Here is a 10,851-nt window from a genome sequence, read left to right on the forward strand (position 1 = left end):
TGCACACTCGTCAAACTTGCAGGTCAGCGGCCCTTTTCGGCGGGCTCAAGGATCGCGACGCACTCGACATGGTGGGTCATCGGGAACAGGTCGAAGGCCCGCAGGGTGCGGACGCGGTAGCCGGCCTCGCGGAAGTAGCCGAGGTCTCGGGCGAGGGCGGCCGGGTCGCAGGCGACGTAGGCGATGCGGCGGGCGCCGAGGCCGGCGAGGTGGCGGACGGTCTGCTTGCCGGCGCCGGCGCGCGGGGGGTCCAGGACGATGAGGTCGACCTCGGTGATGCCGGTGCGCGGGAGGACCGACTCGACCTTGCCCTGTTCGATGCGGACGCGCGGGAAGGCGGCCAGGTTGTGGCGGGCGTCCTCGACGGCGCGCTTGCCGGACTCGATGCCGAGGACGGCGCCCGCCTCGCCGACGCGGTCCGCGAGGGCGCCGGCGAAGAGGCCGACGCCGCAGTAGAGGTCGAGGGCGGTGTCGCCCTTGCGCGGGAGGAGGCCCTGCATGACGGCCTTCATGAGGGTGTCGGCGGCCTTCGGGTGGATCTGCCAGAAGCCGCCGCTGCCGACGCGGTGGGTGCGCTCGTCGGCGCGCTCGCGGACGAAGGCGCGGCCGTGGACGCGGTGGACTCCGCCGTCCTTCTCGTCGACGCGCATGACGGAGACCGGCTTGTCCAGCTCGACGAGCGGGAGGCGGCCGCCGGGGCGGGGGGTGAGGATGACCTGGCGGTCGTTCGAACCGGAGGCGGCGATCGCCTCGACGGCGGCCATGCCCTCCCAGGTGCGGGCCTCGATGCCGAGCTCGGAGACGCCCTGCGCCGCGATCATGCAGTGGTCGATGACCTCGACCTCGTGCGAGCGGTGCTTGCGCAGGCCCGCGTGGCCCTCGGCGTCGATCGCGTACTGGACGCGGGTGCGCCACTGCGGGACCTCGCCCGCCGGCAGCTTGTCGCCCTCGGCGGGGACGACCGTGCCGTCCCAGCCGGCCTCCTCCGGGGTGAGGCCCGCGAGCCGCTGCAGCTGCTCGGCGATGACCTCGCCCTTGAGGCGGCGCTGGGCGCCCGGCTTGGCGTGCTGCCAGTCGCAGCCGCCGCACTTGCCGGGGCCGGCGAAGGGGCACGGGGCCTCGATGCGGTCCTTGGACGCGTCCAGGATCTCGACGGCGTCGGCGCGCAGGAAGCGGCTGGTCTCGTCGCCCTCCGTGACGCGGGCCCGGACGCGCTCGCCCGGCAGTCCGTGGCGGACGAAGAGGACGCGGCCCTCCTCCGTACGCGCGATGCAGTGGCCGCCGTGGGCCACCGGGCCGACCTCGACCTCGTACTCCTCCCCGATCAGGGACTTCACAGGGGTGTTCTGCATGATCGGGGACTCCGTAGGCGAGTAGGGGAGGGAAGGGAGGAGAAGGGGGCCGCTGTTCGCACAGCAGCCCACCAGTCTAGTTGCTCTTCCCCGTCGGTTCCTTCTTGGCCTTCTCGACCGGACCGCGGCGGACCGCTCCCGGCGCGTTCCAGTCCTGCCGCTTCCGTGCCCGCCGCTTCGCCGCCTCGGAGGACTGGAGCTGGTAGGGGACGGAGGTGACCATCACACCGGGGGTGAAGAGGAGCCGGCCCTTGAGGCGGAGCGCGGACTGGTTGTGGAGCAGGTGCTCGTACCAGTGGCCGACGACGTACTCGGGGATGTAGACCGAGACGGCGTCGCGCGGGCTCTCCTTGCGGAGGTTCTTCACGTACTCGATGACCGGCCGGGTGATCTCGCGGTACGGCGAGTCGAGGATCTTCAGCGGCACGTTGATGCCGCGCCGCTCCCACTCCTCCTTGAGCGCCTTGGTCTCCGCCGGGTCGACGTTGACGGTCAGCGCCTCCAGCTGGTTGGCGTGCAGCAGCTTCGCGTACGCCAGCGCCCGGAGGGTGGGCTTGTGGAGCTTGGAGACGAGGACGATCGAGCGGACCCGGGAGGGGCGGACGTACTCGTCGGGGCGCTCCTCGGCGGCGGCGATCTCCGCCGAGACGGAGTCGTAGTGGCGGCGGATCGCGGTCATCGTCACGTAGAAGATCACCATGCCGAGCAGGGCGACCCAGGCGCCGTGGGTGAACTTGGTGGCGAGGACGACGACGAGGACGAGGCCGGTGAAGAAGGCGCCGAAGGCGTTGATCGCGCGCGAGCGGACCATGTGCCGGCGCTTGGCCGGGTCGCGCTCGGTCCGCAGGTGCCGGTTCCAGTGCCGGACCATGCCGATCTGGCTGAGCGTGAAGGAGACGAAGACGCCGACGATGTAGAGCTGGATGAGGCGGGTGGAGTCGGCTCCGTAGACGACGACGAGCAGGGCGGCGGCGCCGGCGAGCAGCACGATGCCGTTGGAGAAGGCGAGCCGGTCGCCGCGGGTGTGCAGCTGGCGCGGCAGGTAGCGGTCCTGGGCGAGGATCGAGCCGAGGAGCGGGAAGCCGTTGTACGCCGTGTTGGCGGCCAGGAAGAGGACGAGCGCGGTGGCGGCGGCCAGCAGGATGAAGAAGAACGTTCCGTCGCCGAAGACAGCGGCCGCGACCTGCGAGATGACCGGGTCCTGGACGTAGCCCTCGCCGACCGGGACGCCGTTCTGGAGCAGGTCCTCGGCGGGCTTCTCGGCCATCCGGACGTCGGTGGCCTGGGCGAGGAAGATGATGCCGCAGAACATGGTGACGGCGAGGCCGCCCATGAGCGCGAGGGTGGTGGCGGCGTTCCTCGACTTCGGCTTGCGGAAGGCGGGGACGCCGTTGGAGATGGCCTCGACGCCGGTGAGGGCGGCACAGCCGGAGGAGAAGGCGCGCAGCAGCAGGAAGATCAGGGCGAAGCCCGCGAGCCCCGGGTGCTCCGGCTTGATCTCGAAGTCGGCGGTGGGGGCCTTCATGGTGTCGTCGAGGACGAGCCCGCGCCAGGCGCCCCAGGCGATCATGCAGAAGACGCCGAAGACGAAGACGTACGTCGGGATGGCGAAGAGGCTGCCGGACTCCTTCACGCCCCGGAGGTTCATCAGGGTGAGGAGGACGATCACGGCGACGGCCGAGGCGACCTTGTGCTCGACGACGAAGGGGACGGCGGAGCCGAGGTTCTCGATGCCCGAGGAGATCGAGACGGCGACGGTGAGGACGTAGTCGACGAGCAGGGCGCTCGCGACGGTGAGTCCGGCCCTCGGCCCGAGGTTGGTGGTCGCGACCTCGTAGTCGCCGCCGCCGCTCGGGTACGCGTGCACGTTCTGGCGGTAGGAGGCGACGACCGTGAACATCAGGACGACGACGGCCAGCGCGATCCACGGGCTGAAGTGATAGGCCGACAGACCGGCGGCGGAGAGGACGAGGAGGACCTCGCCCGGCGCGTACGCGACCGACGAGAGCGGGTCGGAGGCGAAGACGGGGAGTGCGATCCGCTTGGAGAGAAGGGTCTCGCCCAGCTTGTCGCTGCGCAGGGCCCGCCCGATCAGGATCCGTTTGGGCACGTCGGTCAGTTTGGACACGGAGAGGATCGTAAGCGTTCGAAAACAGCCACGCGCACCGGCACCCCCGATCGGCACCGAATCTCCCTGAGTATCACCTCTGATGCGGTCGCGGCCAGCGTTGCCGCTTAAGCTCGGACCGGGCAACCCGGCAGGGCGTTGTCCGCCACGGCCCGGGCCGATCGGGTGAGGAAAGTTGTGAGCAGGGTGTTTTCGCAGGTCAGCAAGGCGATCAGGAGTGCGGGGTAAGGGGACGTGCACATCGTCATCATGGGCTGCGGGCGAGTGGGAGCCGCTCTCGCGCAGACCCTGGAGCAGCAGGGCCACACCGTCGCCGTCGTGGACCAGGACCCGACGGCTTTCCGCCGCCTGGGCTCCGGCTTCGGAGGCCGGCGCGTCACTGGCGTCGGCTTCGACCAGGACACCCTGCGCGAGGCGGGGATCGAGGAGGCCGGTGCCTTCGCCGCGGTGAGCAGCGGTGACAACTCCAACATCATCGCGGCCCGGGTGGCCCGCGAGATGTTCGGCATCGAGAACGTGGCGGCGCGGATCTACGACCCCCGGCGCGCCGAGGTCTACCAGCGTCTGGGCATCCCGACGGTGGCGACGGTCCGCTGGACCGCCGACCAGATGCTGCGCCGGCTGCTGCCCTCGGGCGCGGAGCCGCTGTGGAGCGACCCGAGCGGCGGCGTCCAGCTCGCCGAGGTGCACACCTCCTCCGCCTGGATCGGCCACAAGATCAGCCGGCTCCAGGACGAGACCGGTGTGCGGGTGGCCTTCCTCACCCGGCTGGGCGAGGCGGTCATCCCCAGCTCGCAGACGGTGCTCCAGGAAGGCGATCTGGTGCACGTGATGATGCGGACGGACGAGATCACCAAGGTCGAGGCGGCCTTCGCCGAAGGCCCCGAGGAGGGCGGTCACTGATGCGGGTCGCGATTGCGGGCGCGGGCGCGGTGGGCCGTTCCATCGCCGGCGAGCTCCTGGAGAACGGCCACGAGGTCCTGCTCGTCGACAAGGCGCCGACCGCCATCTCGGTGGAGCGGGTGCCGCAGGCGGAGTGGCTGCTCGCCGACGCCTGTGAGATCACCTCGCTGGACGAGGCGGCGCTCCAGCGCTGCAACGTGGTCATCGCGGCCACCGGCGACGACAAGGTGAACCTGGTCGTCTCCCTGCTCGCGAAGACCGAGTACGGGGTGCCCCGGGTGGTCGCCCGGGTGAACAACCCGAAGAACGAGTGGCTGTTCAACGAGTCCTGGGGCGTGGACGTGGCCGTCTCCACCCCGCGCCTGATGTCGGCCCTGGTGGAGGAGGCGGTGAGCGTCGGCGACCTGGTCCGGCTGCTCCGCTTCAGCCACGGCGACGCCAACCTGGTGGAGCTGACGCTGCCGCCGGAGTCGGCGGTGTCCGGTACGCAGGTGGGCGACGTCGCCTGGCCGCAGGACACCTCGCTGGTGACGATCATCCGCGGTTCGCGGGTGCTCACGCCGAGCCCCGAGGAGACCCTGGAGGCCGGCGACGAGCTGCTGTTCGTGGCGGCGCAGGCCCGCGAGGAGCAGCTGGAGGAGCTGCTCCAGGTCCGCCGGGAGTCGGCGGACTAGTCGGCCGACGCGTGAACCGGCGTAGTCGGCCGACGCGTGAACGGGGAAGGGCCCGGGACCATCACTGGTCCCGGGCCCTTCCCCGTGGAGCTCCCGGGGGAATCCCCGTGAGGATCGTTACGCCTCCGGCCCCTGCCGAGCGGCGCGCGCGGCGGCCTCGCGCTCCTTCTCGGCCTTCTCCTCGGCCTCCATCTCGGCGAAGACGTCGATCGGCGGCGGCGCCTTGGCGAGGAAGACCCAGGTGAGGTAGACCGCGAGCAGGAAGGGCGGGATCTTCAGGGCGACGAGGACCCAGCCGAGCTGGGTGGTGTCGGCCCACCAGTACAGCGGGAAGAGGATCGCGCACTTGGCGAGCAGGATCAGGCCCCAGGCCCAGCTGGCCTTCGCGTAGGCCTTCTTCCGTCCCGGGTTCCGGGTCCGCCAGGAGAGGTTCTCCTTGAAGACCGGGCCGAGGATGAGGCCGATCAGCGGGACGCCGGCGAGCGTGGTCACGATGTACGCGAGGCCGAGGCCCAGCGTGTAGATCATGCCGGGGAGGTAGAAGTCCTTGGCGTTGCCGGTCATCATCGCGAAGACGACGCCGAAGGCGACGCCGAAGACACCGCTGAAGGCGTGCTTGACGGTGTCGCGGCGGATCAGCCGGACGGCGACCAGGAGGAGCGAGACGGCGAGCGCGGCGATGGCCGAGCCCTGCAGGTTCTTGTTGATCGTGAAGATCGTGACGAAGAGCAGCCCGGGCAGGACCGTCTCGACCATGCCCCGGACGCCGCCGAACGCCTCGAAGAGCGCGGCCTCGGTCACGGCCCTGTCGGTCCGGGCGTCCTGGTCCGGGGTCGGCGGTGCGGTGGTCGGCTTGTCGACGGACGTCACCGGCTACTCCTGTCCGAGCGGTCGGAGCTCGTATTTGGGGTTGAAGAGGACCCGTCGGCCGTGGCTCATGGAGATCCGGCCGGAGGCGATCAGCTTGCGGCCCGGCTCGATGCCCACGATGGAGCGCCTGCCCAGCCAGACGACGTCCAGCGGCGCGGTGCCGTCGAACAGCTCGGCCTCCAGGGCCGGGACACCGGCCCTGGGGCGCAGTGTGACCGTGCGCAAGGTACCAGTGACCTTGACTATCTCGCGGTCGGTACAGTCGGTGATCCGCGTGCAGCCCGAGGCGGCCGTGTCCTCCTGGAGCTCCTCCGACTCCAGGTCCTCCGGCGAGGAGGAGAGGCGGTCGAGCATCCGGCGGAACCGGCCTGCCGGCCTGTCGGTACGGGGTGCGGCACTCATACCCAAAAGCGTACCGGCCGCGGCCGGTGCGGGAACGGGCCCGTCTCAACGTTCGAAGCGGTATCCCATTCCCGGCTCGGTGACGAAGTGGCGCGGGTGCGAGGGATCGGTCTCCAGCTTGCGGCGCAGCTGCGCCATGTAGACCCGCAGGTAGTTGGTCTCGGTGCCGTAGGAGGGCCCCCAGACCTCCTGGAGGAGCTGCTTCTGGCTGACGAGGCGGCCGCCGTTGCGGACCAGGACCTCCAGGAGGTGCCACTCGGTGGGGGTGAGGCGGACGTCCCGCCCGTCGCGGTGCACCTTCTTGGCGGCGAGGTCGACGGTGAAGTCCTCGGTCTCGACCACGACGACGCCGTCCTCGGCGCCGCCGACGGGTTCGGCGCGGCGGACGGCGGCGCGCAGCCGGGCGAGGAGTTCGTCCATGCCGAAGGGCTTGGTCACGTAGTCGTCGGCGCCGGCGTCGAGCGCCTCGACCTTCTCGTCGGAGGTGTGCCGGGCGGAGAGGACGATGATCGGGACCCGGGTCCAGCCGCGCAGCCCCTTGATGACGTCGACGCCGTCGAGGTCGGGCAGGCCGAGGTCGAGGACGACGACGTCGGGGTGGCGCTCGGCGGCGAGCTTGAGGGCGGTGGCGCCGTCGGGGGCGGAGTCGACCTCGTACTTCCGCGCCTTGAGGTTGATCACCAGGGCGCGGACGATCTGCGGCTCGTCGTCGACCACGAGGACCCGGGTCATGTCGGGGGCCTTCCTTCTGCTGTGCGGAGCTGGGTACGGGCTGCTGTACGGAGCTGGGTGCGGGGTTCTTCCGCGGTGTACGGGGGCGGGGCGCGGGCTCAGCCCATGGTGTGGGCCGGCAGCTCGGCGGCGGGTGGCGGCGGGGCGCCGCCCGCGGCGGCCCGCAGGGTGAGGACCATGGTGAGGCCGCCGCCCGGGGTGTCCTCGGCGCTGAGGGTGCCGCCCATGGCCTCCACGAAGCCGCGGGCGACGGCGAGACCGAGGCCGACGCCGGAGCCTCGCGGGGCGTCGCCGAAGCGCTGGAAGGGCTCGAAGATGCCGTCCTTGGACTCGTCGGGGACGCCGGGGCCCCGGTCGACGACCCGGAGCTCGACGCGATCGCCGAGGGCGCTGGCGGCGACGGCGACGGCGACGCCCTCGGGGCTGTACTTGACGGCGTTCTCGACGATGTTGGCGACGGCCCGTTCCAGCAGGCCCTTGTCGACCTCGACCATCGGCAGGGTCTCGGGGACGTCGGCCTCGGCGCTGCCGTCCGGCACCCCGCCCAGGGCCATGGGGACGACCTCGTCGAGGTCGACGGCGCGGATCAGCGGGGTGACGGTGCCGGTCTGGAGGCGGGACATGTCGAGGAGGTTGCCGACGAGGTGGTCGAGGCGGTCGGCGCCGGCCTCGATGCCCTCCAGGAGCTCGGCCCGGTCCTCCTCCGACCACTCGACGTCGTCGGAGCGGAGCGAGGTGACGGAGGCCTTGATGCCGGCGAGCGGGGTGCGCAGGTCGTGGCTGACGGCGGCGAGGAGGGAGGTGCGGATCTTGTTGCCCTCGGCGAGCTTGCGGGCCTCCTCGGCCTCGCCCACGAGCCGCTGCCGGTCGAGGACGACGGCGGCCTGGGCGGCGAAGGCGCCGAGCACCCGGCGGTCCTCGGCGGGCAGCACCCGGCCGGTGAGGGCGAGGGCCAGGTGGTCGCCGACCGGCATGTCCACGTCGGCGTCCTCGGGCCGGAGCGCCGGGTGCGGGCCGACGGCGGCGGCCCGGGTCCAGGGCTCGGAGCCGTCGGCTCGTTCCAGGAGGGCGACGGACCCCATGGAGAAGGTCTCCCGGACCCGTTCCAGGAGGGCGTCGAGGCTGGTCTCGCCGCGCAGCACACTGCCCGCCAGATAGGAGAGCACCTCGGACTCGGCCCGCAGCCGGGCGGCCTGGTGGGTGCGGCGGGCGGCGAGGTCGACGACGGAGGCGACCGCCATGGCGACGCCGAAGAAGACGGCGATGGCCACGATGTTCAGCGGGTCGGCGATGGTGATCCGGTGGATGGGCGGGGTGAAGAACCAGTTCAGCAGCAGGGAGCCCACGGCCGCGGAGGCGAGCGCCGGCAGGAAGCCGCCGAGCAGGGCGGAGCCGACGGTGAGCGCCAGGAACAGCAGCATGTCGTTGGCGAGCCCGAGGTCGGCCTCGGTGTGGGTGAGGAACAGGGCCAGGGCGATCGGTCCGACGACGCCGACGAGCCAGCCGCCGAGGATCCGGGAGCGGCCGAGGCGGGCGCCGCGGGCGACCGGGAGGCCGCGGCCCTTGGCGACCTCGCCGTGGGTGACGATGTGGACGTCCAGGTCGGGCCCCGACTCGCGGGCGACGGTCTGGCCGACGCCGGGACCGAGGACGTACTGCCAGGTGCGGCGGCGGCTGGAGCCGAGGACGATCTGGGTGGCGTTCACCCCCCGGGCGAACTCCAGGAGGGCGGTCGGTATGTCGTCGCCGATGACGTGGTGGAAGGTGCCGCCGAGGTCCTCGACGAGGGTGCGCTGGACGGCCAGCTCCTTGGGCGAGGCGGCGGTGAGGCCGTCGCTGCGCGCTATGTAGACGGCGAGGACCTCGCCGCCCGCGCCCTTCTCGGCGAGCCTCGTGGCGCGCCGTATGAGGGTGCGGCCCTCGGGGCCGCCGGTGAGGCCGACGACGATCCGCTCCCGGGCCTGCCAGGTGGAGCGGATGTTGTGCTCGCCCCGGTACTGCCGGAGGTACTCGTCGACCCGGTCGGCGGTCCAGAGCAGGGCCAGCTCGCGCAGGGCGGTGAGGTTGCCCGGGCGGAAGTAGTTGGAGAGGGCGGCGTCGACCTTGTCGGGGGTGTAGACGTTGCCGTGGGCCATGCGGCGGCGCAGCGCCTCGGGCGACATGTCGACGAGTTCGATCTGGTCGGCCCTGCGGACGATCTCGTCGGGGACGGTCTCGCGCTGGCGGACGCCGGTGATCGCCTCGACGACGTCGCCCAGCGACTCCAGGTGCTGGATGTTGACGGTGGAGACGACGTCGATGCCGGCGGCGAGGAGCTCGGCCACGTCCTGCCAGCGCTTGGGGTTGCGCGAGCCGGGGACGTTGGTGTGGGCGAGCTCGTCGACGAGGGCGACGGCGGGGCGGCGGGCGAGGACGGCGTCGACGTCCATCTCGGTGAAGACGGCGCCGCGGTACTCGAGCTCGCGGCGGGGCACCTGCTCCAGACCGTGCAGCAGCACCTCGGTGCGCGGCCGGCCGTGGTGCTCGACGAAGCCGACGGCGCAGTCGGTGCCGCGCTCCACCCTGCGGTGGGCCTCGGCGAGCATCGCGTACGTCTTGCCGACGCCGGGCGCCGCGCCGAGGTAGATCCGAAGCTTGCCACGTCCCATGGACCGACCATACGTCCGGCCGATCGGACATTCCGCACCCGGAGGATCACCCCGGTGCGGTATTGACGTGATCCTGATGCCCGCCGGCCAGGCCCGCCCGGCGGGCGATCGGCGGGCGGCCGGGCTGTCGGCGGAGGCTGTCGGACGGGGGCGGGCCACCGTCGGCCTCGGGCTCGAACCTCAGGCTCGGACCTCGGGCTTCGACCTCAGGCTTCGGCCTCGGGCTCGGGCCTCAGGCTTCGGCTATCTCTCCGTCGCGGAGTTCGAGGACCCGGTCGGCGAGGCCGAGGAGCTGGTGGTCGTGGGTGGCGACCAGGGCGGTGCAGCCCTCGCTGCGGACCACGGCCCGCAGCAGCTCCATCACGGCGAGGCCGGTCTCGGCGTCGAGCTGGCCGGTCGGCTCGTCGGCGATGAGCAGGGCCGGCCTGTTGGCGAGGGCGCGGGCGATGGCGACCCGCTGCTGCTGGCCTCCGGAGAGCTCTCCGGGGCGCTGGTTGGCGTGGTCGGCGAGGCCGACCAGGGCGAGGAGCAGGGCGACCCGCTCCTCCCGCTCGGCGGGGTCCGTCTTGCGCAGCCGCAGCGGGACGCCGACGTTCTCGGCGGCGGAGAGGATGGGCAGCAGGCCGAAGGACTGGAAGATGAAGCCGATCCGGTCCCGGCGCAGCTCCAGCAGGCCGTCCTCGCCGAGGGTGGAGAGGTCGGTGCCGTCGATGAGGATCCGGCCGCCGTCGGCGCTGTCGAGACCGCCGATGAGGTTGAGCAGGGTGGTCTTGCCGGAGCCCGAGCGGCCCTTGAGGGCGACCAGCTCACCGCGCGGGATCTCGAAGGAGACGCCCTTGAGCGCGTGGACGGCGGCCTCGCCCTCGCCGAAGGTACGGCGCAGCTCCTCGACCCGGATCATCGGCCCCCCGGCCGGGTCCTCGGCGACGGCCGTCGCGGACCGCGTGCTGTTCTCGCTCACCCTGCGTCCCCCTCCTCGAACACCTGCGCACACCAGTATGGTCGGCCGCCACCGCCGAGACCAGAGCCGGGAACCCGGAGCCGACCCCGGTCTCCGGACGCCCGGCCCCGGACTCCGGACACCGGGAGGGCCCGTAGGGGGACGACGAAAGGCCGGTGGGCCGCCGCCCGTACGTCGTGCG

The 10,851-nt window shown here is 72.0% G+C and carries 9 protein-coding genes; 2 read left to right on the forward strand and 7 right to left on the reverse strand.

Annotation, left to right across the window (positions count from 1 at the left end; translation table 11 throughout):
• Positions 1–23: 23 nt before the first annotated feature.
• Together ACFQ8C_RS02270 and ACFQ8C_RS02275 are read right to left on the reverse strand one after the other, a co-directional pair.
• Positions 24–1,352: a class I SAM-dependent RNA methyltransferase gene (locus tag ACFQ8C_RS02270; protein ID WP_383451390.1), complete on the reverse strand. Its 1,329-nt coding sequence runs from the start codon at positions 1,350–1,352 to the stop codon at positions 24–26.
• A 76-nt stretch (positions 1,353–1,428) separates the two neighbouring features.
• On the reverse strand, positions 1,429–3,480 hold the full coding sequence (locus tag ACFQ8C_RS02275) for an APC family permease (RefSeq protein WP_383451392.1): 2,052 nt from the start codon (positions 3,478–3,480) through the stop codon (positions 1,429–1,431).
• 234 nt (positions 3,481–3,714) lie between these two features.
• Between ACFQ8C_RS02275 and ACFQ8C_RS02280 the strand changes: the two genes are divergently transcribed.
• Both ACFQ8C_RS02280 and ACFQ8C_RS02285 read left to right on the forward strand, forming a co-directional pair.
• Positions 3,715–4,383: a potassium channel family protein gene (locus ACFQ8C_RS02280; RefSeq protein ID WP_383451394.1), complete on the forward strand. Its 669-nt coding sequence runs from the start codon at positions 3,715–3,717 to the stop codon at positions 4,381–4,383.
• The gene (locus tag ACFQ8C_RS02285) at positions 4,383–5,057 is read left to right on the forward strand and encodes a potassium channel family protein (RefSeq protein WP_383451396.1); all 675 of its coding nucleotides are present in this window, start codon (positions 4,383–4,385) and stop codon (positions 5,055–5,057) included. The genes ACFQ8C_RS02280 and ACFQ8C_RS02285 overlap by 1 nt, the downstream gene beginning before the upstream one ends.
• Positions 5,058–5,174: 117 nt before the next feature.
• Here the strand turns inward: ACFQ8C_RS02285 and ACFQ8C_RS02290 are convergent, their stop codons facing one another.
• From ACFQ8C_RS02290 to ACFQ8C_RS02310, 5 genes are all read right to left on the reverse strand, one after another.
• Positions 5,175–5,927, reverse strand: a complete 753-nt coding sequence (locus ACFQ8C_RS02290; protein WP_383451398.1) for a DUF3159 domain-containing protein — start codon at positions 5,925–5,927, stop codon at positions 5,175–5,177.
• A gap of 3 nt (positions 5,928–5,930) precedes the next feature.
• On the reverse strand, positions 5,931–6,329 hold the full coding sequence (locus tag ACFQ8C_RS02295) for an OB-fold nucleic acid binding domain-containing protein (protein ID WP_383451400.1): 399 nt from the start codon (positions 6,327–6,329) through the stop codon (positions 5,931–5,933).
• Between the two features lie 45 nt (positions 6,330–6,374).
• Positions 6,375–7,061, reverse strand: coding sequence for a response regulator (locus ACFQ8C_RS02300; RefSeq protein WP_189955327.1), 687 nt, complete (start codon positions 7,059–7,061; stop codon positions 6,375–6,377).
• A 98-nt stretch (positions 7,062–7,159) separates the two neighbouring features.
• Positions 7,160–9,709 carry an ATP-binding protein gene (locus ACFQ8C_RS02305; RefSeq protein ID WP_383451402.1) on the reverse strand — a complete coding sequence of 850 codons (2,550 nt, stop codon included), beginning with the start codon at positions 9,707–9,709 and terminating at the stop codon, positions 7,160–7,162.
• Positions 9,710–9,941: 232 nt separating this feature from the next.
• Positions 9,942–10,610: an ABC transporter ATP-binding protein gene (locus tag ACFQ8C_RS02310; RefSeq protein WP_383451410.1), complete on the reverse strand. Its 669-nt coding sequence runs from the start codon at positions 10,608–10,610 to the stop codon at positions 9,942–9,944.
• Between the last annotated feature and the right edge of the window lie 241 nt (positions 10,611–10,851).

Source organism: Streptomyces sp. NPDC056503 (assembly GCF_042794995.1).
GTDB lineage: Bacteria > Actinomycetota > Actinomycetes > Streptomycetales > Streptomycetaceae > Streptomyces.

Excerpts from the sequence above, each read along its gene's own strand:
- ACFQ8C_RS02270 (WP_383451390.1), bottom strand. The coding sequence starts at position 1,352 with ATGCAGAACACCCCTGTGAAGTCCCTGATCGGGGAGGAGTACGAGGTC.
- ACFQ8C_RS02305 (WP_383451402.1), bottom strand. The coding sequence starts at position 9,709 with ATGGGACGTGGCAAGCTTCGGATCTACCTCGGCGCGGCGCCCGGCGTC.
- ACFQ8C_RS02300 (WP_189955327.1), bottom strand. The coding sequence starts at position 7,061 with ATGACCCGGGTCCTCGTGGTCGACGACGAGCCGCAGATCGTCCGCGCC.
- ACFQ8C_RS02310 (WP_383451410.1), bottom strand. The coding sequence starts at position 10,610 with ATGATCCGGGTCGAGGAGCTGCGCCGTACCTTCGGCGAGGGCGAGGCC.
- ACFQ8C_RS02295 (WP_383451400.1), bottom strand. The coding sequence starts at position 6,329 with ATGAGTGCCGCACCCCGTACCGACAGGCCGGCAGGCCGGTTCCGCCGG.
- ACFQ8C_RS02285 (WP_383451396.1), top strand. The coding sequence starts at position 4,383 with ATGCGGGTCGCGATTGCGGGCGCGGGCGCGGTGGGCCGTTCCATCGCC.